At 46.6% G+C, this 24,931-nt stretch carries 16 protein-coding genes; 11 read left to right on the forward strand and 5 right to left on the reverse strand.

All coding sequences use genetic code 11. The annotated features are described in order from the left end of the window. Window positions 1-38: 38 nt before the first annotated feature. From ASG33_RS05320 to ASG33_RS05350, 7 genes are all read left to right on the forward strand, one after another. The gene (locus ASG33_RS05320; RefSeq protein ID WP_056281116.1) at window positions 39-2,420 is read left to right on the forward strand and encodes an ABC transporter permease; all 2,382 of its coding nucleotides are present in this window, start codon (window positions 39-41) and stop codon (window positions 2,418-2,420) included. Window positions 2,421-2,482: 62 nt separating this feature from the next. Further along, entirely contained in the window at window positions 2,483-2,722 is a 240-nt protein-coding gene (locus ASG33_RS05325) for a hypothetical protein (protein WP_229238560.1), read from the forward strand. A gap of 225 nt (window positions 2,723-2,947) precedes the next feature. Further along, a complete protein-coding gene (locus tag ASG33_RS05330; RefSeq protein WP_056281118.1) occupies window positions 2,948-3,175 on the forward strand; it encodes a DUF433 domain-containing protein in 228 nt (75 codons plus the stop codon). 232 nt (window positions 3,176-3,407) lie between these two features. Beyond that, window positions 3,408-5,870 (forward strand): ABC transporter permease, encoded by a 2,463-nt coding sequence (locus ASG33_RS05335; protein WP_056281120.1) that lies wholly within the window; start codon window positions 3,408-3,410, stop codon window positions 5,868-5,870. 80 nt (window positions 5,871-5,950) lie between these two features. Beyond that, window positions 5,951-8,365, forward strand: coding sequence for an ABC transporter permease (locus ASG33_RS05340; RefSeq protein WP_056281122.1), 2,415 nt, complete (start codon window positions 5,951-5,953; stop codon window positions 8,363-8,365). A gap of 108 nt (window positions 8,366-8,473) precedes the next feature. Beyond that, a complete protein-coding gene (locus ASG33_RS05345; RefSeq protein WP_056281124.1) occupies window positions 8,474-10,885 on the forward strand; it encodes an ABC transporter permease in 2,412 nt (803 codons plus the stop codon). Between the two features lie 110 nt (window positions 10,886-10,995). Further along, the gene (locus tag ASG33_RS05350; protein ID WP_056281126.1) at window positions 10,996-13,371 is read left to right on the forward strand and encodes an ABC transporter permease; all 2,376 of its coding nucleotides are present in this window, start codon (window positions 10,996-10,998) and stop codon (window positions 13,369-13,371) included. A 21-nt stretch (window positions 13,372-13,392) separates the two neighbouring features. Here the strand turns inward: ASG33_RS05350 and ASG33_RS05355 are convergent, their stop codons facing one another. The 4 genes from ASG33_RS05355 to ASG33_RS05370 all read right to left on the reverse strand — a co-directional run bounded on the left by ASG33_RS05355 (window position 13,393) and on the right by ASG33_RS05370 (window position 14,929). Continuing rightward, on the reverse strand, window positions 13,393-13,788 hold the full coding sequence (locus tag ASG33_RS05355) for a type II toxin-antitoxin system VapC family toxin (RefSeq protein ID WP_056281128.1): 396 nt from the start codon (window positions 13,786-13,788) through the stop codon (window positions 13,393-13,395). Next, window positions 13,789-14,001: a DUF2281 domain-containing protein gene (locus ASG33_RS05360; RefSeq protein WP_056281130.1), complete on the reverse strand. Its 213-nt coding sequence runs from the start codon at window positions 13,999-14,001 to the stop codon at window positions 13,789-13,791. 176 nt (window positions 14,002-14,177) lie between these two features. Then, on the reverse strand, window positions 14,178-14,726 hold the full coding sequence (locus ASG33_RS05365; protein WP_056281134.1) for a dephospho-CoA kinase: 549 nt from the start codon (window positions 14,724-14,726) through the stop codon (window positions 14,178-14,180). Beyond that, window positions 14,723-14,929 carry a hypothetical protein gene (locus ASG33_RS05370; RefSeq protein ID WP_056281136.1) on the reverse strand — a complete coding sequence of 69 codons (207 nt, stop codon included), beginning with the start codon at window positions 14,927-14,929 and terminating at the stop codon, window positions 14,723-14,725. Before ASG33_RS05370 ends, ASG33_RS05365 begins: the two co-directional genes overlap by 4 nt. A 222-nt stretch (window positions 14,930-15,151) precedes the next feature. Between ASG33_RS05370 and ASG33_RS05375 the strand changes: the two genes are divergently transcribed. Continuing rightward, a complete protein-coding gene (locus ASG33_RS05375) occupies window positions 15,152-15,529 on the forward strand; it encodes a hypothetical protein (protein WP_056281138.1) in 378 nt (125 codons plus the stop codon). Window positions 15,530-15,864: 335 nt separating this feature from the next. Continuing rightward, entirely contained in the window at window positions 15,865-18,303 is a 2,439-nt protein-coding gene (locus ASG33_RS05380; RefSeq protein ID WP_229238561.1) for an outer membrane beta-barrel family protein, read from the forward strand. Window positions 18,304-18,346: 43 nt separating this feature from the next. Here ASG33_RS05380 and ASG33_RS05385 read toward each other — a convergent pair whose 3' ends face one another. Beyond that, window positions 18,347-19,552 (reverse strand): ATP-binding protein, encoded by a 1,206-nt coding sequence (locus ASG33_RS05385; protein WP_056281140.1) that lies wholly within the window; start codon window positions 19,550-19,552, stop codon window positions 18,347-18,349. 332 nt (window positions 19,553-19,884) lie between these two features. Between ASG33_RS05385 and ASG33_RS05390 the strand changes: the two genes are divergently transcribed. Beyond that, window positions 19,885-22,293, forward strand: a complete 2,409-nt coding sequence (locus ASG33_RS05390; RefSeq protein ID WP_056281142.1) for an ABC transporter permease — start codon at window positions 19,885-19,887, stop codon at window positions 22,291-22,293. A 117-nt stretch (window positions 22,294-22,410) separates the two neighbouring features. After that, complete coding sequence (locus ASG33_RS05395; protein WP_056281145.1) at window positions 22,411-24,813, forward strand: ABC transporter permease; 2,403 nt, start codon at window positions 22,411-22,413, stop codon at window positions 24,811-24,813. Window positions 24,814-24,931: the final 118 nt, after the last annotated feature.

Below are 24,931 nucleotides of genomic sequence, written 5' to 3' on the forward strand. Positions count from 1 at the left end.
GCTCTCCATTCTTTTTTTTGTTTGAAAACGTTAAATCAATGCTTAGAAATTATTTCAAGATCGCGTTCCGCACGCTTTGGAAAAACCGGCTTTTTACTGGGATAAACTTGCTGGGACTATCCCTTGGGCTCGCCAGTGTAGGTGTGCTGATCCTGTTTGTTCAGCGCGGGATCACTTTCGATACTTTTCACGAAAACACCGATCAGATCTACCTGGTACAAACCGAAACCCGCGACGGCAGGTACAATCAAACTGTACATCCGATTCTGGGTCAGCTGGTGAAAACATATCCTGAAATAGAGGACGGGACGCATTTTCAGGGTTGGTACGATTTGTGGATCGGCTACAAGGGAAAAGATGCGCAGGGCGATACCAAGTTTGTGGATCCGGGCTTTCTCAGCATTTTTACTTTCAAACTTAAATACGGAAATCCTCAAACGGCTTTGAAAGACCGGCAGTCTATCGTGATCAGTCAGCAAATTTCTGAGTCGCTTTTTGGTAATAAAAATCCTGTCGGCGAGACAGTTTCAGTAAACGATACGCTTAATTTCAAGGTAACAGGTGTTTTGGAAAAAATACCTGAAAATTCGTCGCTGCAATTTGATGTACTCGCGCCCATCGCTTTCCTGGAAGCTGACAAGAGCTTTGCAAACAATGCAGATTGGTACAATACCTTCTCAAACGTATACCTGAAATTGCGGAAGGATGCCGATGTCGCCAAATTTCAGAAGCAAATGCCCGCTTTTGCAAAAGCACATTTCGGCACTGCAGATGCTGACCGGGGCGTGCATATCGCTCCATTGAAGGAATATATTCACACAGAAAATCCGGGCTTCAAATGGATGATCTATGGCGCAATCCTGATAGCAGGCTTCATTTTGCTCATTATCAGCATTAATCTGCTGAACCTGAATACTTCCATTGCGTTTACACGCGCCAAAGAAGTGGCTGTGCGGAAGGTAACCGGGTCGACATTGAAACAGATCCTGTTCCAGTTCTGGACTGAGTCCGGAATCGTGCTGATTGCCTCGCTGCTACTTTCCATTGTATTTGCAGTAACCTACCTGGTGCCCGAATTCAATGAATTCAGACAGGGCAGAATGCAGCTGGTACTCAGCTGGGAGCGGGATTATGTAACGCTTGTTGTGCTTGCGGGCGTTATCAGCCTTATCGCTGTAATTGCGGGCACCTATCCCGCGCTTTATCTGAACAAACTGGATCTGAGGGATACCATTAAAGGAAAACTGTCCAACAAGGCTGGCGGACGCGGCTGGACCCGCAGTACGCTGATCGTCGTGCAGTTTGTGATTGCATTTGCACTGGCCATCGGCGCGATTACTGTAAGAAAGCAGGTAAGCTTTATGCGGCAGGCCAAGCCCGGGTATGAGCACAGCAATGTGGTAGTAGTCTCCACGGACCTGCAATTCAAAAATGAAAAAGCGGCCAGAAGTCAGTTTAAGTCAATTCTCGACGGTCTTAATCAGGATTCGCGGGTGCAAAGCTTTGTGACTTCAAGTGTAGTACCGACCAAATACTGGGGTAACTACAACATGTACCTGCCAGAAAAGGAGACCAGCAAGGAAGTGCGGTTCAGGCATTTGGGTTCTGGCGCACGCTATGCCGAGACGTACGGGATACAAATCGTCGAAGGCCGGGAGTTTTCGGATGAGATTGACAAGGATGGTAAAAATAATCCGGTTATTATCAATGAGTCGGCGATGAAGGCGCTGGGCTGGAAGACGGCGGTGGGCAAGCGCCTGCGCCAGAAAAATAACACAGAGGTTTATACGGTAGTGGGCGTGATGAAAGACTTCCATTACCAGGAGCTGAAAGACAAGATTGAGCCGCTGCTGCATTGGTACGGAGGCCCGGCTGGCATAAATAATTACCTGAGCATCAGGCTTCATGACATTGGTCAGGCAAAGAAGGTACTGTCGGCGGTGGAGGCCAAAATGAAACAGATTCCCGCGCGCAAGCCGTTTTCTGCATTTTACGCCTCTGATGCGTTGAGCAGTCAGTACAATCACATGGACGGGATCTGGAAGATGGTCAATTTTGTCAGTTTGTTGTCGATTATCATTGCATTTGCAGGCGTTTTTGGTCTGATCACACTGGCGGCCAATCAGCGTACCAAAGAGGTGGGTATCCGCAAAGTACTGGGTTCCGGCGTTTGGGAAATTGTTTATTTGCTTTCAAAAGACTTCCTGCTCCTGGTGGTAATCGCCGTGATCATCGGTTCGCCGCTGGCTTACCTGTTTGAGAAAAACTATCTTCAAACATTCGAATACCACATTAGCATTGACTGGTACATTTACGGATTGGTAGGGCTATTCGCGTTGCTGTTAACCATGCTCACGGTCGGCTTTCAAAGTATCAATGCAGCATTGACAAATCCGGTGAAGAGTTTGAGGAGTGAATAGAGGGGGAATTGGAGTTTAGATTATGTATGATTAAATTGAAGTAGTTAATAGAAAAAGCGGAAATGATGGAAGCTAAAACAATTGACTCGGAGATTTTACTTTACCTTCCTTTATTGGAAGATGAAGAGAAAAAATCTTTATTGAGCGTAATTAAGTCCTTTCTGAATCTTAAAAAGGAGCATAGCCGGGATTTTGAAAACTCCCTGGAAGAATATAACATGGAACTTGATGACGCACTTAAACGCATTGACAGTGGTTCCTTTATAACGCATGAAGACGTGGAAAAGCATTCCGCTAAATGATCGAGCGGTTCTACAGGGCATTTGAGATTAACAAAATACGCATTTCATACTATATAGACGAAGCAGCAAAAGCAGTAAAGATCATCCGCGTAAGAAGTACACATCAAAAGCCGTTTTCTTATTAGAAGTCAAAGTCTCGAATTTATGATCGACTTTGAGAAGTGAGTTGGCGGAGTTTATATCTGACATTAAGTACTTTTTTTAATTAAAACAAATGAGGCTGGGATGTATTTAGAGAGAATTACATTTGACCCCAAAATCATGGGCGGGAAGCCTTGTATCAGGGGAATGAGGGTAACTGTTGGTACAATTGTTAATCTGGTTGCATCAGGAAGCAGCTTTGCAGAGATACTGCATTTTTACCCATATCTTGAAGAAGAAGATATCAAAGAAGCATTAAGTTACGCCGCCTGGCGTTCTGAGGAAATGGAACTCCCCTTTCTGGTTGCATGAAGGTTCTTATTGATATGAACTTGTCGCCAACTGAAAGTCAGAATTCTGCCTTTAAGGCCTTGACAGCCAAAGTCCAATACCGAACAAAAGTGTCCGAAAGCGGACACTTTTTTAGTTTAAAACCGGACTTATCGCATTGTTAATCAATATGTTGTAGTGTGTTTAATTGCTTTGGTATAATAATTCACTAACGGATAACAGAAGTTTGCAAATCTTCCAATATCCGTTAGCCATGATTAAAAATTATCTGAAAATCGCGTGGAGAAATGTGCTTAAAAGTAAGCTGTTCTCTTCCATTAATGTATTTGGGCTGTCAGTCGGCATGACCTGCTGCATGCTCCTGTTGCTGTATATACTCAGTGAAGTTGCTTTTGACAAACACCACAGGAATGCAGGTGATTTGTATCTTCTCAGGAGCGAGAATGTGCAGGCAAATGGTGAGAAAATGGATAATCCGCGCGCGCCTTCGCTTTACGCACAGGCTGTAAAATCCGAATTCCCGGAAGTAGTAGAGGTAACCCGCCTGTGGCAGAACTTTCTGGAAGACAAAACACTCCTTAAAATTGAGGAAGCCGGCAAAACAGTCCGGTCTTTTTACGAAACAAAAGGTACGCACGTAGATCCGGCATTCTTCGATATGTTCTCTTATGAATTTACCGAAGGCGATCCGCACACCGCGTTAAAAGACCCGCATTCCATTGTGCTTTCCGAGGAAGTAGCTGCAAAGCTGTTCGGCAATGGACCGTTTTTAAACAAGAACATCAGAGTAGGAGGTCGCACGGGGAATAATGAGGTTTTCAGGGTTACCGGGGTCTATAAAGACGAAAGCCGCAGGTCACACATCGACGCGCGCTACTTTTTGTCGCTGCAGGCAGGTTGGGTAGGAGATTACCTGCGGGAGTCGAAGCAGGATTTTACGAATAACAACATGTTTTACACTTACCTGCAACTGAAACCCGGGACAAGCGCAGAGAAGTTTGGACAAAAGCTGCCTTCCTTCATAGACAAATACGCAAGAGCGGATTTGAAGCTCGCCGGCTTTGAGAAAAAGCTGCATTTGCTTGCTGTGCCCGATATTCACCTTTTCAATGTTATTGATAAAATTGTAACTCCCACTACCAGCACTACGTATCTTTACATTCTGGGCTGCATTGCACTATTTACGCTCCTGATCGCCTGCATCAACTTCATGAACCTTGCTACTGCACGCTCAGCCAAACGCGCTGCCGAGGTAGGGATGCGGAAAGTAATGGGCGCGGGAAAAGCTGGGTTGGTAGGTCAGTTCCTGGGCGAATCGATGGTGCTCACTTTTCTGGCGCTGATCATCGCTGTGCTGGCTGTGGCGCTTTGTCTTCCGTTCTTCAACCAGCTGGCCGATAAAACCTTGTACATCAGTGACCTGCTCAGGCCTGAGATTATCCTCGCATTCATCGCCCTGGCATTGATCACCGGACTACTCGCAGGCAGTTATCCTGCTTTTTTCCTTTCGCTCTTCAATCCACTGGATGTTATCAAAGGCAAATTCGTGAATTCTGTATCTGCTACCGCTTTGCGTCGCGGACTGGTGGTATTTCAGTTTGTAATTTCCATTGGTCTGGTAGTTGGCACGATCGTCATTCAGCGGCAGATCAAGTTCATGCGGGAACAGCCTCTTGGCTTTAATAAAGACCAGCAGATTGTAATCGCATTCAGAAGTGAGGATTCCCGCAAAGTGTATACAGCGTTGAGAAACGAGCTGCTGCAAAACAGCCAGATCAGCGCGGCAGCGGGTACCTCTTATTATCCTGGTATCCTCAATCCAAGCGATATGAAGGTGTATCTGCCTGGTCAAAGCGCGGCGACTGACAATACCGTTAAAACAAACTGGGTTGCACCGGAATTTATTGAAACAATGGGCTTCATTCCGCTTGCAGGAAGGATGTTCTCAAAGGAATTCCCGAGTGATACTAACATGAAAATGGTCGTAAACGAGGCTACGCTGCGGAAGTTCGGAGTTCCGTTGGAAAAGGCGGTTGGTCAGAAACTGTTTTTCGACGACCGGTTTGGCGGGAATGTACCTGTTCCGATCGAGATCATCGGTGTAGTGAAAGACTTCCATTTCGCGGATATGCACCAGGTGATCGAACCTTACGCGTTTTTTCTGCAAAGCAATACTTACTTCAATTATCTCATTGCACACGTCAATACGAATGAGGTGACCACCGTGCTGCCGTTTGTGGAATCCAAATGGAAAGAGCTGGTGCCGGACGAACCTTTCAGTTTCAGTTTTGTCAATGAAGATTTCCAGCGCAATTATGCCGCCGACGCGCGCACAGGGCGCATTGTAAATTCTTTCACGATCATTTCCATTCTGATATCCTGCCTCGGATTGTTCGGGCTGGCGGCATTCGCGGCGCAGCAACGGATCAAGGAGATTGGCGTCAGAAAGGTACTCGGCGCCTCGGTAACAAGCATTGTAGCGTTGCTTTCGGGTGATTTTATCAAACTGATCCTTGTCTCGATCGTAATCGCCACGCCATTGACCTGGTACCTGATGGACAAATGGCTCGAAGACTTCGCTTACCGGATCGATATCAAATGGTGGATGTTCCTGGTTGCAGGTATCATGTCTATTGTGATCGCATTGCTGACAGTAAGTACCCAGGCGATCAAAGCAGCAATTACAAATCCAGTGAAATCTCTTAAAAGTGAATAGGGGAGAGGATGGAGGAAAGGGAGGAAGGACGAAGGAAGCGTTTTTCTTTTTCCTCCATCCTCTTCAAAACCAATAACGCTATGTTCGAAAACTACGTCAAAATCGCAATGCGGAACCTTTGGAAGAGCAAAGGTTATGCGCTTATTAATGTTACCGGGCTTTCTGTTGCTTTTTGTATCAGTGCTTTTTTGTTCCTCACAGCCTACTTCGCGCTGTCGTTCGACGATTTCCACAAGGATAAGGAGCGCATTTATCAAACTTATTTTTTCTCGAATGAGGCGGAGAAAGCGCGTAAGTCCGGCTCAATGCCGCTGCCGCTTACACCAGCGCTGAAAGCGGAGTTCCCCGAAGTGGAAGCCGCCGCGCGCATTCTGAATGGAAGCGATGTGGTGCAGTATAACGGGAGGTACTTCGATAAGCAGATCAAGTTTACAGATGCAGATTTCTTCAAGATCTTCACCTTCCCGCTGATGCAAGGCAGCCCGGCAAGCGCATTGAGCAACCTGAGTAATATCGTTATCACCGAGGATATGGCGAAGGATGTTTTCGGGAAGGAAGATCCCATCGGAAAGCAGTTGGAGGTAGGGCTCGACGGAAGCAAGAAGCAGTATATCGTTTCAGGTGTTTTTAAAGATTTTCCGGAAAATTCGACGATCAAGTTTGATGCATTTGTCAGGATTGAGAATGCAGGTGGTTACCAGCAACAAAAAGATCAATGGGACGCGCATTCACATCCTGTTTTCGTGAAACTCAAACCCAATGTTGATCAGGTTGCTTTTGAAAAAAGGCTGCGTTCGTTAACCCCCAAATATTTCAGCGACAACATTACAAGTTTGAAAAAACAAGGAGCCAAGCCGGACGAAAGAGGCGATCTCTTTGCATTGCGGCTCACCAAATTGGAGGATGTACATTTCGATTCTTCACTGGCGGGCAGCTCGCCCATTGCATTGATTTATGCATTGATGGCAATTGGGGTTTTCATTCTGCTGATTGCCTCTTTTAACTTCATCAATCTGAACGTAGCGAGGTCTTTCATCCGTGCGCGGGAAGTAGGCGTAAGAAAGTCGCTGGGCGCATTAAAACAACAGCTTTTCCTGCAAATCTGGGCGGAAGCGGGTATCATTTGCTTTTTCGGATTTCTGGTTGGTATCGCACTTACCGTACTGCTCCTGCCTTCTTTCAATGCAACTTTCCAGTCCAAACTAAGTCTCGGCTACATTTTCGAGCCTGATAAGCTGGCGCTGATCATCGGGCTGTTTGTATTTGTTGCATTGCTTGCAGGAGGCTATCCCGCCTGGCAAATGTCGCGGTTCAATGCAGTAGAGGTTTTGAAAGGCAAAGTATCTTTGAAAAAACCAGGTATACTACGCAATTCACTCATTGTTGCCCAATTTACCCTGTCAAGCCTGCTGATCTGCTGTACCATCATCGCCGTGCAACAGGTTAATCACTTACGCACAGAGCCGCTCGGGTTCAAAAAAGAAGAAGTGATCAGTATTCCGGTGGGTAGCAAGGTGGACGGGCAGGTAGCATTGCGCCGCCTGCGAAATTTGCTGAAAGATGATCCCAATGTACTGAGCATGACCGGCAGCGGAGTTAACCTCGGTATCGGGCTCGACAGAAGCACTTCCCGCAGCGTAATCGGTTTTACTTTCAAGGAAAGGGAAGTCTCGACCGACTGGCTGCAGATCGATTACGATTATCTCAAAACATTGAATATAAAGCTGCTCGCAGGTCGCGAGTTCGATCCGGCTTACCCGACAGATTCGCTGGACCGCGTTATTATCACCGAAAGTATGGCCAAGATGATCGGAGAGAAAGATCCGATCGGTAAGTTTTTCCAGACAGATACAGCCGGTGTAAAGTATCAGATCATCGGACTTGTTTCTGATTTCAACCTTTATTCTTCCAAAAACGAGAAGAAGCCGATTACCATGCATATTTCACCCTCGGGCGGAATCAGCTACATATTTGTCAAAGTTGCGCCGAATAGTTTAAGAACCGCAATGGATAAATTGAAAGCGTCCTGGAAGGAAATCTCACCTGAATCGGATTTCAATGCTTCGTTTGTGGATGAAAATACAAATGCCTGGTACAAAGAAGAAGAACGTATGTCGCAGGTGTTCAGCCTGGCTTCGGTGGTGGCGATTATCCTGTCCTGCCTTGGCCTGTTTGCTGTGGCGCTGATTGTAATTGAGCAACGTACAAAGGAGATCGGGGTACGCAAGGTGCTTGGGGCGAGCATTGCCAGTCTTGTTCTGGTACTGTCCAAAGACTTTGTCAAACTCGTGCTGGTAGCAATTCTGATCGCAACTCCGCTGGCGTGGTTTGCAATGCAGGCGTGGCTGGACAATTACCCTTACCGGATCAGCATCAATCCATTGATCTTCATTTTTGTAGGTCTGGCAGCAGTGATCGTCGCAGTAGCAACGGTGAGTTTCCAAAGTATCAAAGCAGCATTAATGAACCCTGTTAAATCATTAAAATCGGAATAGAGGGAGAATGGAAGAAGGAGGAAGGAGGAAGGAGGAAGGAGGAAGTCTTTACCATCCTCCCTTTCCTCCATCCTCCCTTTTCTCCCTTTCCTTCATCCCAAAACAGCCATGATAAAAAACTATGTAGTTACTTCACTGCGCAACCTGCGCCGCAACTGGAATTTTACGGTTATCAACATTGTCGGGCTCACACTAGGGCTTGCTTGTTGTGTGCTGATCTTTTTTACGGTCCGGTTTGAGTTGAGCTATGACAAGCACCACAAGAATGCAGATCGCGTGTTCCGTATCCTGAACCACAGCATTGCCGACGGAGACAAGGGATTTAATACCGGTATGCCAATGCCGGCAATCGGTGCGCTCGGAAACGATTTTCCAGAGCTTAAAAAACAGATTACCTGTACTTATGCATTGCGCAGTGCATTGATCACGATTGGAACGGGTGCAGAAAAGAAAAAATTTTCAGATCCCGGAAATACCGTTGCATTCATCGGTCCTGAGTATTTCAACCTGTTGGATTATAAGTGGCTGAAAGGTTCTCCCAAAACCTCACTGCAAAATCCCGGCTCGGTTGTACTTGCTAACTCCGAAGCTAAAAAGTTCTTCGGCAATGCAGACCCGATGGGGAAAACGATCCTGGTTGAGAACCACCGAAGCTTTACTGTAACAGGTATTATCGCAGATCCGCCTGTGACAACCAACTTTCCATTCAAAACCATGCTTTCGTTTGCTTCTCTGAAAGACTATGGGGCATTTACGAACTGGGACGACTGGATTTCGAGCTATGGCGGCGGACAGATCTATCTGCTTTTGCCAGACCATATCAGCAAAGAGCAGTTTGAAAAACAACTTGATGCTTTCAGCAAGAAGTACCGCGACCCGGAAGCAGCTAAAAAGTCCAGATTTGTGCTTCAACCACTGAATGAGATCCATTTTGCAACCAAAATCGGCAACTACTCCAATCGCACGATCAGCAAAGGGATGATCTGGGCAATGTCGCTCGTGGGCATATTTATCCTGATTACCGCCTGTGTCAACTTCGTCAATCTGGCAACTGCGCAGGCATTGCGGCGGTCTCGTGAGGTAGGTGTGCGTAAAGTGCTGGGCAGTACGAGAGGCCAGCTTTTGCGTCAATATTTCTCTGAAACAGGGCTGATCACCACATTGTCCGTTTTACTGGCACTGCTTTCTGCGCAGCTGGTTTTACCCTATATCTCGGATATCCTGGACATCAATGCAGAAGGTGCGCTGTTCTTTGCCGATCCCAGCATTCTGCTGTTCTGCCTGGTATTGACTGTAATTGTTACATTACTTGCGGGATTTTATCCGGCGCTGGTGGTATCCGGCTACCAGCCGATCCTTGCATTGAAGGGGAAAGTATCCAAAGGCGGGAAAGGACAATCTAACCTTCGCCGGGGATTAATCGTGCTGCAATTTGCCATATCGCAGGTTATCCTGATTGGCACTCTGATCGCGAACAGTCAGATGAACTACTTCCGTAATCTGGACCTTGGTTTTAGCAAAGACGAAATCCTCACGATCGGCATTCCTGATGTGGACGCGGGGAAAGTCAATGCAATGCGATCAAAGCTGGCTGAAATGCCGGGTGTGAAATCGTATAGTTTCAGCGCATTTACACCCATGTCGCGAAGCAACTGGCAAACCGGTTTTACTTATGAAAACGATCCTGAACCGCTTGACTTTGGAGTCGTGATGCGGCCGGCGGATACGGCATATTTTAACACTTACAACCTCAAAATGGTAGCTGGCAGAATGTACCAGCCTTCGGATACGATCAGAGAGTATGTGGTGAATGAAGCTTTTGCGGAAAAACTGGGTTTCAAAAATCCACAGGATATACTTGGAAAACGGCTGACGATAGGTGGGAGCGAGTTCAAGCTGCCGGTTGTAGGTGTTGTTAAAAACTTCAATACGTTTAGTCTGCACCGTGAAATCATTCCCTGCGTAGTTACTGCAATGGGCGGATACAGAACATTAAGTGTGAAGCTGGACAAAAGCGCAGGCCCGCAGCAGATTGACAGGATCAAGGCGGAATGGACAGCATTGTATCCCGATTATCTGTTCTCGTACTCGTTTTTTGACGAAACACTCAATAGTTTTTACGACAAAGAAAACAAGCTGTTCCAGCTATTCAGGATACTCTCGGGGATTGCGATTTTCATTGGCTGTATGGGACTTTACGGCGTAGTGGCTTTCATGGCTGAATCCCGTACCAAAGAAATGGGGATCAGGAAGGCAGTAGGTGCCTCGGCCTTGAACATATTCGGACTTTTTTCCATGGATTTCATCAAGCTCGTGATTGTGGCATTGGTCATCGCTTCTCCGATCGCCTGGTATTTCATGAATGACTGGTTGCAGGATTTTACCTACAAAATCAGTATCAGCTGGTGGATTTACGCGGTCGCCGGGCTTAGCGCCGTAGTACTTGCATTGATTACGATCAGCTTCCAGAGTGTCAAGGCTGCATTGACTAACCCGGTTACCGCATTAAGAAGTGAATAATTTTCTGGATTGGCCTGCTGCATGCAACTTTCAAAGCAAAGTAAGTATCTGTTGTGCAGCAGGGCCCATCCATTTATCTAACTAAACCCTAACAATCAATCCAAGTCGGCATGATCAGGAATTATCTAAAAATCGCGATGAGAAACCTGCTGAAAAGCAAGGTTTACTCTTTAATTAATATTGTCGGACTGGCGGTTGGAATAGCAGTAGCCATGCTGATCGGCTTATGGGTTTGGGATGAGCTTTCTTACAATAAATACCACAAGAACTACGACCGGATCGTGCAGGCCTGGATCAGCCAGACATTCAATGGACAAACGGGCACAGGTACTGCGGTATCGATCCCGGCTGTCACTGAAATGGCGACCAAGTACGGATCTGATTTTAAATATACCTCACTCGCTTCCTGGAACTTCGGGCACTTATTGGCGAATGGGGATAAAAAGATCAACAAAACGGGCATGTGGGCGCAGCCTTCGCTGCCGCAGATGCTCTCGCTTGAAATGGTGCGCGGCGACTACACTGCATTGAAAGATCCGGGCTCCATCATTATCGCTGAGTCTGTGGCGAAGGCGCTTTTCGGGAATGAAGATCCGCTTAACAAGACCCTGAAAGTGGATATTAAGAGGAATGTAAAAATTACGGGTGTGTTTAAGGATGTTCCGTTCAACTCCAACTTCAACGAGCTCTTCCTGGTGATGCCGTGGAGCGATTATCTGCAAGCCGAACACTGGGTAAAAGAAGCCGAAACGCAATGGGGTAACCACTCCTGGCAGTTTTTCGCACAGGTAGCCGATCATGCCGACATTGAAAAGGTATCACGCAAAATCCGCGACGTAGAGCTGCCGCACGCATTTTCGAAGACCGACAAGCCACAATACATGCTCCACCCGATGAGCCGCTGGCATTTATATTCGGATTTCAAAAACGGAAAAAATATAGGCGGCGCAATCCAGTTCGTCTGGCTTTTCAGCATTATCGGCATTTTCGTGTTGCTGCTGGCTTGTATCAATTTCATGAACCTCAGTACCGCACGTTCTGAAAAGCGTGCAAAAGAAGTGGGGATACGGAAGTCGATCGGATCGTTGCGGAGTCAGTTGATTTTCCAGTTCCTGAGCGAATCGTTTTTGGTGGTGTGCTTTGCGCTAGTCCTGGCAATAGTGATTGTATTGATCTCACTACCTGCATTTAATTCACTGAGCGGCAAGCAGGTGAGCTTCCCATTTTTGCAGCCGCAATTCTGGCTGCTACTCATTGTATTCTCGTTGGTTACGGGCTTTGTATCGGGCAGCTACCCCGCATTCTACCTGTCTTCCTTCAATCCGCTCGCTGTGCTCAAAGGTACGTTCAAGGTAGGCAAATGGTCGGCGGTGCCGCGGAAGGTTATGGTGGTTATGCAGTTTACAGTGTCCATTACCCTGATTATCGGTACAATTATCGTCTTCCAGCAGATACAGCATGCAAAAAACCGGCCCGTAAGCTATGACAGGCAGGGGCTATTGCAGATAAACATGACGCCGAACCTTTATGGAAAGTACACCACACTGCGCGACGATCTGCTTAAAACAGGCGTGGTTTATGAAATGAGCCAATCGTCCAGTCCTACGACAGGTATCTACTCAAACCAGATCGGTTTTGAATGGGAGGGAATGGAACCTGGTTCTGTGCCACTATTCGGTACGATTGCCTGCACGCATGATTTTGGTAAAACAATCGGCTGGAAAATTGTGAAAGGCCGCGATTTCTCACGTAAATATTCCACGGATTCAACCGGATTTATCCTGAATGAATCAGCTGTGAAGCTTACTGGCATTAAGGATATTATAGGTAAAACTATCCGGTATAATGGAAAACCCCGGCAGGTGGTGGGTGTTGTGAAGGATATGGTAATGCAGTCGCCTTATGAACCTGCTGTGCCTACTATTTTCCTGATGGATTATGGCTGGGGTAGCCTGATCAATGTCAAACTGGCTCCGGGCAAGCCGGTAGACGAAGCTTTGAAGAAAGTAGGTGACGTTTTCCGGAAGCACGATCGGGATTCTCCTTTTGAGTTCAAATTTGCAGACGAAGAGTACGAGGCTAAATTCCGCTCGGAAGAGAGGATTGGTAAGCTGGCGCGGGTGTTTGCGGTGCTGGCTATCTTTATCTCTTGTCTTGGACTGTTTGGATTGGCGGCTTATACGGCCGAGCAGCGGACGAAGGAAATCGGGATCCGCAAGACGCTGGGGGCGAGTGTGGGACAGATGTGGAGTTTGCTTTCGAAAGAATTTGTATACCTCGTGCTGATTTCCTGCGTCATTGCTTCGCCCATCGCATTATACTTCCTGGCTGACTGGCTCGACAAGTACGAGTATCACATTGAGTTGAGCTGGGTTGTTTTTGCAGTATCTGCATTGCTTGCAGTCGTAATTACACTGATCACAGTGAGCTTCCAGGCAATTAAAGCTGCGCTGATGAACCCAGTGAAATCTTTAAGGAGTGAATGAGGTGGGGATATCCGGGATTTTTTACCAGACCAGCTGTACTAACTTATTATATAAACTGAATTTGGGATCAGCGGAAATCAGCGCGTAGCCTTCTGTTAGTGCGGTCGCGAGAATCATTCTGTCAAATGGATCTTTATGGTTATCAAAGACCGGCAGTTGTCCGTATGTGACTGTATGATTTTCTGTGATCCCTATTGTTTCAATTTGACTGAGCGTCGATTTTGAAATGGTTTCCCGTAGCGAGTCTGGTAATTCGAGCTTTCCGATTGAGATCTTCACTGAGATTTCGAACCAGCTGGTAACACTTACGTAGATGTCGTTCTCGAAAGTTTCAATCATCTTTTTGGTCCTCTTCGAGAGTCTTGGACTGTCTTCTAAAAACCAAAGTAATGTGTGTGTGTCTAGTAAAATTTTCATTTAGCTATATGCATTAAACGCATCAATTGGGTCATCAAAATCGTCGGACATCTTTATTTTTCCACTGAGAACGCCTGCTTGTCGCTTTTTTGCGGGTGCAAGTGTTTTCTCAGGGATGAATGTCACGAGTACAGCTGTTCTCTTCTCAACAGGAGGTCTTTCATTGAGGGTGATTTGCCCATTCTCGAAAATTCCTTTAATCACATTTCTCATCGCGCAAGGTATGTTTGGCTATAAACAAATATACAAAATCGCGGCAATCACGCTTTTACTTCAATGCGGCGGATGTGCGAGCGGTCAGTTTGAAGTAACCATTCGTCGATTAGAATTAGCAGGTGGTAGGCAAAGGTCTTTGCGAGCGAGTGAAATAGGATGCACTCATATCGATTTTAGAGGATGTATGTGCCCAAATGGTTTAATTTAACCCAATCGGGTACAGCATCCTCAGCAGTTAATTCCGTGATTGCGTAGTAAGTAACATCGACCAGTCTTACATCCTGAAATAGTATCCTGTTCTCTTGAAACAAAGGCATTGTACTGTGATACATTGTTTCAATCGTTGCAGGAACTACCTCGTGACCTCCGTTGAGGTGGCGGATTTTTGCGCGGTCAAGACAAAGGTTGATATCGTCCGTATAGAAAAGGATAAGGCTGAGGTGACAATCTGGAGTCAATGCCAGAATTGAGCGCAGGTAAGTGTAGTGTGACGGAAAGCCAAGATTTAATTCCAGGGCGAAGTCTGCTGAATTGAAGACAAAATCTCGGATTAACGCATTGGTTGCAATCGAGGCAATGTCTTTATAGTTGTCAAACCCTTTCTGCTTATACTGGTAGGCTGCAAGATCCTGATCAATGATGGGCACGCCTTTCGGAATTAATTCTTTTGCATTCGTGCTTTTTCCGATTCCGGGAGGACCTGCGATCAGGAATATATTCACCGGACAATCAGGATTTTTCCGTCTTTGTGTTCAGCAACAACACGGCCATCATCACGCTTGTATACCAGTGGCTGACCGATTGAAAACAGATATTCCTTCGCATTACCGGTAATTTGCCGACGCCAGCTTTCTCTTTCATGCGACGACATAGCGCGTGGCTCTTTCGCCATCTTCCCAGTTTGAAATTTTACGTCCTCTGCCATGATGTAGTGTTTTTACAAATATACAAAATCGCGGTAATCAGACTTTTACTTCAATGCGGCGGATGTGCGAGCGGTCAGTTTAAAGTAACCATTCGTCGATTAGAATTAGCAGGTGGTAGGCAAAGGCGGGGCTTTGGCAGATTGGGTGTTTGTGTCGGTTAAACTTAGTTGCCAAAATGGCTTCTAACCTACATAAACGAACAATTTAAACATTTGGAAACCATGAAAAAGACCATTTTAGCCATCGCGACAATCATAACGTTGACAGTAGGAAACAGCTTTGCGCAACGCTACAAAGCCCACGAAATTCCTGCGATCAAAAACGGTAGTTCGAGAGTGGATAACTCCTATGAAGAGTTTCAGATCAACCGACTTGACAACATCGTAAAACTGACCCGCAAGCAGGAAAACCAGATCAAGAAGATCGAGAATAAATACGATCGCATTGCTGCAGGCAACAAACGCAGCCGCTCTTACCAGGGATTGAGAAGATTGGAAGAAGAGAAACAGAGAGAAATCGTTTCCTTGCTCACCCCGGTGCAGCGCCAGCGACTTTTCGTCTACCAGCACGCAGGCAAGCGCAACAATTGGAGAGGATAGTTAGCAAAGGGTAGATAGCCATGAGAAATTGAAAAGGCCAGGTCGCAAGATCTGGCCTTTGTTGTTTCTGCCCAACAGCTTGATAAGTTACAATGCCTTGCCGTTCAGCTTCCAAAATTAACCACTTATCCCGAATCATTGAAATTTTCATATAGTACCTTGCATCACAAAGTACCTTAGTATACATTTGCTTCCATGTTATTGATCTCGAATGCCTTAGTCAGTGCATTGAGTCAATAAACAACTTCCGGTACATCCCGATCATTTTAAAAGAGCCAAAATCTCTTGCTGGAACTTCATTGCCATTTTGAATCTATTAGCCATTTAAAAAACTCATGATGAAAGCGTTACTTCTTCTTCTCCTATCCCTGCTGGTCTCCGGCCTGACCTGCGTTACGTCCTCCGCACAATCAGCCGACGGGGCCAGGATACTCGGCATTGTGGCTGACTCGGCAAGTAAAAAGCCGATGGATTTCATTACAGTGAACCTGATGATCAATGAAACAACGCCGGTAAAGGCGGATTTTACCAAAGCAGACGGATCATTCCTGTTCGTAAACCTGAAACCTGCCAAATACACCGTGGTGCTTGTGGGAGTGGGATACAAAACCAGGATTATGGCAGCAGACCTGAGCGACCCGGCCAGGAAGGAGCACAATGTAGGTACAGTTTACCTGGCTGCCTCCACGGTGGGGTTAAAAGAGGTAACGGTAACCAGCGTGAAGCCGATCGTAAAGCAGGAGGTCGACCGCATTACTTACGATTTGCAGGCCGATCCTGAAAGTAAAGTGTACAGCGTGCTTGATATGATGCGCAAAGTGCCTTACCTGTCGGTAGATGGGGATGAAAACATTCAGCTGAAAGGAAATGCGGATTTTAAAATCCTGATCAATGGAAAACCGTCGAGCATGATGGAGCGGAGCTACAAAGAGGTACTCCGGAGTATGCCTGCCTCTTCTATCGAGCGCATTGAAGTGATCACGACGCCGCCAGCCAAATACGATGCAGAAGGTTTGGCGGGGATTATCAACATTATCACGCACAAAAAAGTAGATAACGGTTACAGCGGCTCGCTCAATGTGAGTGAGAAGTTTCCGGTTGGCGGTCCGGGCTTTGGAGGCTCTTTTGCGGCAAAGTTTGGAAAGGTCGGTATGACAGTACTGGTGGGAGGAAGCCAGTATAATACGCCATCAACGCGCAATATGGTCAGCAGGAGCACATTTGGTGAAGTGAAGTCGGATTTGAATCAGGATGGTTTTTCCAGATCGGGAAACAACAGCGGGTACCTGGGCTACGAAATTAGCTATGAAATTGACACCCTTAACCTGCTCAGCGCTCAGTTTAATGTGAATGGGAGCAAGTCAACGGGCTCAGGTTTTCAGACCTCGGCTTTAAGCCAACAGGGCGAAACGCTGGAAGGATACCGCATTGAGAACGACAACCGCGGAGATGGAACAGGAATGGACGCTGCGCTCAATTTCCAGCGGACTTCCAGGGCTGACAAAAACAGGCTGCTTACATTTTCGTACCGCTATTATGGCTTCAATAACACTCAAAAGAATAACCTGACTGTCTCGGAAGAAATCAACTTCAATCTGCCCGATTACCGGCAGGTCAACGATCAGAGCTTTTCGGAACAGACCATTCAGGTAGATTATGTTTATCCCGTCAAAAAGCTCAGCATTGAAGCGGGGTTGAAAGGCATTATGCGAACCAACCGGAGCGATTTTCAGTATGATACGTTTGATCCTGAAAGCGGGCGGTATGTGGTGAACAATGAAATGAGCAACAAATTCAATAACACCCAGAATGTATTTGGCGCATACAATACCTACCAGTACAATCTGCAGAAATGGAGCCTGAAAGCAGGTGTGAGAGTTGAACAGACCGTAGTGGATGCAGATTTCATTTCTACGGACTCGAAAGTGAAACAAAACTATTTCAATGTGATCCCGTCCGTTTCGATCAACAGGAAACTGAAAAACAACAATGCGCTCAACTTCGGGTACTCACAGCGCATTCAGCGGCCGGGTATCTGGCAACTGAACCCGTTTATTGATCGCTCTAATCCCAATTTCGAGCGTACGGGAAATCCTAACCTCCGTCCTGCTTTTGTAAATGATGTGCAGCTGACTTACAGTATATCAAAGAAAGGGTCGATCAACTTTGGCGGGGGACTCATTGCATTCCGCGACCTGATATTCGGCGTTGCCGTGTACGATCCTGAAACTGATATCACGCGCACATCTTATGCCAATACCGGAACCGCTCGCCTGATTATGGGTATGGTAAATGTCAATTACCCGATTACTAAAAAGTGGAATTTCAGTTTGAATGCAAGAGCCGCACACGGTAAGGTTCGCGGGGTTGTCAACAATATACCTGTTACAAATCAGGGGATTATGTCGCAGGTTTCCGTGTCAACAGGTTACCGGCTGGAAAAGGACTGGCGGGTGAATGCCAACCTGAACATCAATGGACGTAACATCAATTTGCAGGGGATTAACAATGCGATGACAAGCTATTCTTTCAGTGTCAATAAAGATGTTGTGAAAGACAAGCTCTCCCTCTCGGCGGCCGTAAACAATCCCTTTACCAAATTTCGTCAATGGCGGAGAGAAACATCGGGACCGGATTTCGACCAGGTTGATTCCCGCAGGGACTACTTCCGGACATTTAATATGAGTCTCAACTACAAGTTCGGGAAGCTAAAAGAGGCGATCAAGAAAAATAAAAGAGGTATCCGCAATGACGATGTACAGAGCGGTAGTTAAACGTGGTAGTCAAACCCGGCACTTCGCATGAGGCTGCCGGGTTTTATATTAAAAATTGAGGTGCCGGGATCACGTGAACCACTTTTCCGTCACGCTCTATTTTGTCAGACTGGTGAAAGGTGACCAATGTTCCGGCTGTCAGGTTAAAAAACGCCATTGCTTCAAACAGGCCATTCAGCTCCCTGTCGAGGTTATCTGGTGTAAGTTCATAGCAAACCTGGATTACCTGCTGCACTGTGCCTTTGTTGACAACTACAAAATCGCATTCCCCTTTTTCAGCGAAATAGTGAATTTCCTTGTAACTCCTTCTCAAATGCAGGAATATCATATTTTCAAACTTTCGTCCAAAATCGTCGGAAAACGAGCCGGAGTTTGCACTGATCAGTCCGGTGTCGGCTGCATATATTTTCCTGGGGTTGACCAGCTGCTTTCGTGCCGAGTAACTGAATTTTGGTATAAAATGAAACAGGTAAGTGTATTCCAGGTGAGACAGATAGTCCATTATCGTATTGGTAGAGCCAACTTCAAAAACGCTTTTCAGCCGATTGCCTGTCACCATTTTACCCACATTTGATATGAGGTATAAGGCAAGTCTTTGTAGCGTTTTTACATCCCTGACCCCATACCTGACAGCGATATCCCTGATCAGTATATCTTCGAAAAGGTGATGCAATACTTCTTCCAACCCGGATTTGACATACTCAGGAAAGCCGCCTTCCTGCAGGTAAGCCATGACAGTTTCTTTCGAAGGTTTTTGTTTCCTAAAAGTCAGAAACTCGCTGTAAGAGAATGGAAAGAGTTCCTTCGTGATGTGCCTGCCCGTTAGTTTGGTGCCCAGCTCGCGGCTGAGCAATGACGCATTAGAACCGGTAATTACCACTTTGCAGCCTTCGTCCAGCTTTTGCCTGACATAACTTTCCCAGCGGTCTATGATTTGTATTTCATCAAAAAACAAAACTTTGGTGTTCGAGTCTTTAACGATTGCATCAACCCTTGCAAAATCATTAGGTTCGAAATCGTATAGCCTCGTATCTTCAAAATTGAGGTATAGTGCTTCCGGGTGTTTTTCTTTTAGCAGCTGGTACAACAACGTACTTTTCCCTGACCGCCTTATACCTGACACGATCAATGCGTGTGACGATACATCGGGTAATGTGGTAAGAGTATGCCGGCGTAACCCTGCATCAAGCTCGTCAAGGTTCGCTTTCTGCGCGTTCATCACATTCAGCAGTACCGATTGAAGTATCATTCCTTTACTTTTTGCAGATATATAGATTAATACAGTGCTAATATACAAATTTAATCATTGCTAATGCACAAGTTTATGTACTACTAATGTGCAAGTAATTTCAGCGTCAACCCGCGGAATAAAGTAACCCGATAGAATGCACGTTCGACCTCATAAGTAACTGTCCGTTTTCGAACGCAGCAGGTATGATAATGCTTTGAAAAACAGTTCGTTAGCAAGGTGGCATAAATTTGTTAACCACCCTCAAATTAATCCCAAGCCAAAATACTAACAGCCAACAGCTAACAGCTAATACCTAACAGCCAACAGCCAACCACCAAAACCTAACCAACATGCTCCGCAACTACCTCAAAATCGCTTTTCGCAGTCTGTGGAAATACAAGACGAACTCTTTTATCAGTATTGCTGGTCTTGCAATCGGGATAAGCTGTTTCCTTTTGCTGGCGACCTACGTGCTGCATGAGCTGCGTTACGATCGTTTTCAACCCAATTCGGACAGGATTGCGCGAGTCGCATTGTTTTACCAGCCTGGCGAGGGTACGGCGGAGTACATTGCCATGACACCTACGGCCATTGCGCCGCTGTTTGCGCGGGAGTTTGAAGAAGTCGAAAAAGCGGTACGGATATATCCTTACAGTGGCAATGGAGCGGTTTCTGTACAATATCAAAATACTTCATTCAACGAGCGTAAAGTAGTATTTGCCGATTCTTCTTTCTTCGGCGTATTACCATTTCCATTCATTGAAGGCAATGCAGCCACTGCATTATCTGCTCCCAACTCGGTCGTGATTGACGAGACCACAGCCAGGAAGGTTTTCGGAAGTGAAAGTCCGCTTGGAAAGTCTATCAAAATGGATGAGCGGCTCACCTTGCAGGTGACGGGCGTGATCAAGGATGTACCTTCTTATTCGCACATTAAATTCAACTGGGTCGGCAGTTACAGTACGCTTTCCCGCTCTAAAAACGAGGTATTTGATTCAGCCAACGATTTTTCCTATGTTCTGATTCGTCCTAATGCCGATCTGAAAGCGTTACAATCGAAAGTGGATAATTATGTAAATAAAAACATCAATAACCCGCAGAATGCAAACTTTAAACTGAGCCTGGTACTGGAACCTTTCGCTGATATCCACCTTTATTCCAAAGCAACAAACGGTCCGGAACCTGCCGGCAATTACAAATACATTTACATACTCTCTGGCATTTCGGTCCTGATCCTGCTGATTGCCTGCATTAACTTTATCAATCTGGTTACCGCGCGCTCGGCGGTGCGGGCGCGCGAAGTTGGCGTGCGTAAAGTGATCGGTGCTTTAAGAATGCAGTTGTTCCGCCAGCATCTTTTTGAGAGCGGCATGATCACCTTTGCAGCCACCATTATCGCATTACTGGCTACAATCCTGCTACTGCCAGGACTGAGCAATCTGACCGGCAAAGTACTCGATCTCGCAGTGTGGCCGGGTTACAGCTTTGAGCTCGTCGTGCTTTGTTTGGTATTGCTGGTTACCCTGCTCTCGGGCGCGTATCCTGCTGCAGTACTCTCAGGTTTTGAGCCCGTGAAGGTTTTGAAAGGAATGCCTCTTTCCCACACCGGAAATGGCGGGCTGCGGAATTTCCTGGTGGTTTTTCAATTCACGATATCGATGCTCTTTATCATCGCCACCATTATTGCCAATCAACAGCTTAACTACATTCAAACCAAAAACCTGGGTATCAATCCCTCCCAGATTATCGTGCTGGATATGAGTTCGGGGTTATCGGCCGGCAAGCTGGCAGCTATGAAGAGCGAGCTGCTCAACAATGCCACTGTCCAGTCGGTAACGGCTTCATACGATTCGCCCCTCAATGTGCAGGGAGGATACTCGATCACAGCAGCGGACAAACCGGCAGGTTTTAACATGAACATTACTGCAATACCTGTTGAAAAGGATTTTGTGCCTACAATGGGAATGAAGCTCGTTGCCGGTGAAAATTTCAGTGATGCCGACGTCGCACAGGCCAGTCTGGATAGTGCCGAGCTGCGGTCTTATGCATTCGTATTAAATGAATCGGCGGTAAAAGCGCTCGGATGGACACCGGAGAATGCAATCGGTAAGCTGGTTAATCTGAATGGCCGCCACGGAAAAGTTAAAGGAGTAGCGCAGGATTTCCATTTCCGGTCGCTCCACGAAAAGATCGGACCGATCGCAATCATGCCTGAATACAGCTATTTCGGTAAAATGCTGGTCAAGGTTTCAGCCAGCAAAGCTTCCGACGCCATTGCCACACTGGAAAAAAGCTGGAAAGCCAATTTCCCTCTCCGGCAGTTTGAATACCATTTTTTAGACCAGGAGTTTGACGAAATGTACGCAGCCGAAAACAAGGTATCCACGATCCTGCAAGTGTTTTCTTTGGTAACAATCCTCATTTCGTGTCTGGGCCTGTTCGCATTGATCGCCTTTATCTCGCAGCAACGTACCAAGGAAATCGGCGTGAGGAAAGTGCTGGGAGCATCTGTGGCAAGTATTGTCCTGCTGCTTTCCCGTGATTTCATCAAGCTGATCGTGATTGCCATCGTACTCGCCTCGCCGATAGCCTGGTACTTCATGAGCGAGTGGCTCAAAGATTTTGCATACCGCATTCAGATCAGCCCCGGCGTATTCGCGCTGGCAGCACTTATCGCGATGATTATCACGATATTGACCATCAGTTTCCAAAGTATCAAAGCCGCATTAATGAACCCGGTGAAAGCACTGGGGAGCTAGTGGTGAAGGGAAGGAAAGGGAGGATGGAGGAAGGGGATTTTACCATCCTTTTTCCTTTCCCCCTTTCTCCCTTTCCTCCTTCCTCCCTTTCCTTCCAACATTAAAACGAACAAGAAAATGATCAAGAACTATCTCAAAATCGCGCTTCGCAACTTGTTCAAGCATAAAGCTTTCAGCTTTATCAATGTTGCCGGCATTACTATTGGACTTAGCTGTTTTTTGCTGCTTTCACTATATGTAAAGGATGAGCTGAGCTATGATCGGTTTCATGTGAATGCAGACCGGATTTACCGGCTTTCAAGAACGTTTTTGTCAAAAGACGGGACTGAATCGCTGCGTCTGGGTCACGCAGCGCCGCCTTTTGCCCCGCTGCTCAAACAGGATTTCCCAGAGGTAGAGGAGGTAGTCAGGCTGTTGGATGTGAGTTCCAATGTTCGCTATGGAGAGAAGAGTTTTAATGAAGACGATGTATTTGCAGCCGAGGCCAATCTGTTTAAAGTATTTACATTCCAGCTGCAACAGGGTAACCCGGCAAATGCATTGGTAAACCCGTTCTCCATCCTGTTTTCCAGGCCAATGGCGGAAAAATACTTCGGGAAGGAAGATCCGATGGGCAAGATCGTGCGACTGGATAATCAGCTTGACTATACGATCACAGGTGTTTTTGAGCCGCTGCCTTCCCAATCCCATTTTCATCCCAATTTCCTGATCTCGTTTTCAACGCTCAATGACGACCGCGTTTATGGCGCAGAGGGACTCAGGACCAACTGGGGCAACAATTCATTTTCTACCTTCCTGCTTTTACCCGCCGGCTACAATCCTCAGAAGCTCGTAAAAGCATTCCCGGCTTTTCAGAACAAACACATAGATCCGCGCGCGTCGACCTACTCCCGGCTGGACCTGATGAAACTGACAGATATCCACCTGCATTCGCACATGGATTCGGAAATTGAAGCAAACGGTGATATTCAATACGTGTACCTGTTTTCTGCGATTGCGCTTTTCATCCTGCTGATCGCCTGCATTAACTACATGAATCTGGCTACTGCCAAGTCGGCTACCAGGGCGAAGGAAGTGGGAATGCGTAAGGTGATCGGCGCAGTAAGGCACCAGCTGATCAGGCAGTTTTTAAGTGAATCGATGCTGCTGGTGACCATATCGCTCATTTTTGCATTGGTTACCGTCACGCTTTGCCTGCCTTTGCTGAACCAGTTTACGCAAAAGCAGTTAACATTCACAGCGCTTCTCGACCCTGTTTTTGTGTCGGTGCTCATCGCCATTACCTTGTTTACCGGACTGATCGCTGGCAGCTATCCCGCGTTTTTCATGACTTCTTTCCAGCCGCTCAGCGTGTTCAGGGGAAAAGTGTCTTCCGCATTAAAAAACGGAAAATTGCGTCAAATCCTCGTTGTAACGCAGTTTTCCATTGCTGTTGTGTTGATTGTGAGCACTACTGTAGTTTACAATCAGATGCGCTACGTGCAGAATTACAATCTGGGTTATTCCAAAGACCAGGTGGTGCTCCTGCAGGCAGGTAGCGATTCCAGTACCAACTATGAGAGTATCAAACAAAGGTTAAAATCGGGCAGTAACATCATTGAAGTGGGACGCTCGTCGCGGATACCCTCAGGCAGGCTGCTCGATTCCTGGGAAGCGTACGTGATGAAGGGCGATTCGATGGCACCGTCGGATATTAACATCAAATCACTCAGTGTGGATGAAGACTTTATCCCTGCCTACCAGATCAGAATGGCAGCCGGAAGGAATTTCTCGCGCGAGTTTCCGACAGATCGCACCAATGCATTTGTGCTCAACGAGACTGCCGTGAAGCTACTGGGCTGGAAAAACCCGCAGGAGGCAATTGGTGCCAGATTTGGATATGGTGAAATCCGTGGACAGATTATCGGCGTTACCAAAGATTACCACTTCGAGTCCCTGCATCAGAAAGTTGCGCCCATTGTAATGTTTTGCCAGCCGGACAGGCTGGGCTGGATGTCCGTACACATTTCTGGCGGCAATGTGAAGCAAGCGCTTGCGCATATCGAGACAGTATGGAAGCAACAATATCCTGAAGTGCCCTTTTCTTACGAGTTCCTTGATCAACGTTTTGGAAACCTGTATGCCCGCGAGCAGACACAGCAAATGCTCTTTGGCATTTTCGCAGGTATCGCAATCCTGATCTCCTGTATGGGCTTGCTGGGACTGTCGATGTTCATGGCTGAGCTGCGGACCAAGGAAATCGGTGTGCGGAAAGTACTCGGCGCGTCGGTATCAAGTCTGGTGATTATGCTTTCCAACGATTTCCTGAAACTCGTAACCATCGCTATCCTGATTGCCTCGCCCGTTGCCTGGTGGGCAATGAACAACTGGCTGCAGGAATTTGCATACCATACAAGCATTCACATAGGCGTATTCCTTTTTGCAGCCCTGATATCGGTTGGGATCGCATTGCTGACCATCAGTTTCCAAAGTGTGAAAGCAGCATTGATGAACCCTGTGAAATCTTTGAAGTCGGAGTAATGGAGGAAAGGGAGAAAGGAGGAAGGGGAGGAAGGGGAGGATGGAGGAAGAAGGGAAGAATGTAAGAAATGGAGAATGGTAAGAAATGGAGGATGGAGAATAGACGAATTTAAGTTAA

This window comes from Dyadobacter sp. Leaf189, assembly GCF_001424405.1.
Classification (GTDB): Bacteria; Bacteroidota; Bacteroidia; order Cytophagales; family Spirosomataceae; genus Dyadobacter.

Excerpts from the sequence above, each read along its gene's own strand:
- ASG33_RS05330 (WP_056281118.1), top strand. The coding sequence starts at position 2,948 with ATGTATTTAGAGAGAATTACATTTGACCCCAAAATCATGGGCGGGAAG.
- ASG33_RS05390 (WP_056281142.1), top strand. The coding sequence starts at position 19,885 with ATGCTCCGCAACTACCTCAAAATCGCTTTTCGCAGTCTGTGGAAATAC.
- ASG33_RS05355 (WP_056281128.1), bottom strand. The coding sequence starts at position 13,788 with ATGAAAATTTTACTAGACACACACACATTACTTTGGTTTTTAGAAGAC.
- ASG33_RS05395 (WP_056281145.1), top strand. The coding sequence starts at position 22,411 with ATGATCAAGAACTATCTCAAAATCGCGCTTCGCAACTTGTTCAAGCAT.
- ASG33_RS05345 (WP_056281124.1), top strand. The coding sequence starts at position 8,474 with ATGATAAAAAACTATGTAGTTACTTCACTGCGCAACCTGCGCCGCAAC.
- ASG33_RS05385 (WP_056281140.1), bottom strand. The coding sequence starts at position 19,552 with ATGATACTTCAATCGGTACTGCTGAATGTGATGAACGCGCAGAAAGCG.
- ASG33_RS05360 (WP_056281130.1), bottom strand. The coding sequence starts at position 14,001 with ATGAGAAATGTGATTAAAGGAATTTTCGAGAATGGGCAAATCACCCTC.
- ASG33_RS05350 (WP_056281126.1), top strand. The coding sequence starts at position 10,996 with ATGATCAGGAATTATCTAAAAATCGCGATGAGAAACCTGCTGAAAAGC.
- ASG33_RS05340 (WP_056281122.1), top strand. The coding sequence starts at position 5,951 with ATGTTCGAAAACTACGTCAAAATCGCAATGCGGAACCTTTGGAAGAGC.
- ASG33_RS05320 (WP_056281116.1), top strand. The coding sequence starts at position 39 with ATGCTTAGAAATTATTTCAAGATCGCGTTCCGCACGCTTTGGAAAAAC.
- ASG33_RS05325 (WP_229238560.1), top strand. The coding sequence starts at position 2,483 with ATGATGGAAGCTAAAACAATTGACTCGGAGATTTTACTTTACCTTCCT.
- ASG33_RS05375 (WP_056281138.1), top strand. The coding sequence starts at position 15,152 with ATGAAAAAGACCATTTTAGCCATCGCGACAATCATAACGTTGACAGTA.
- ASG33_RS05335 (WP_056281120.1), top strand. The coding sequence starts at position 3,408 with ATGATTAAAAATTATCTGAAAATCGCGTGGAGAAATGTGCTTAAAAGT.
- ASG33_RS05380 (WP_229238561.1), top strand. The coding sequence starts at position 15,865 with ATGATGAAAGCGTTACTTCTTCTTCTCCTATCCCTGCTGGTCTCCGGC.
- ASG33_RS05370 (WP_056281136.1), bottom strand. The coding sequence starts at position 14,929 with ATGGCAGAGGACGTAAAATTTCAAACTGGGAAGATGGCGAAAGAGCCA.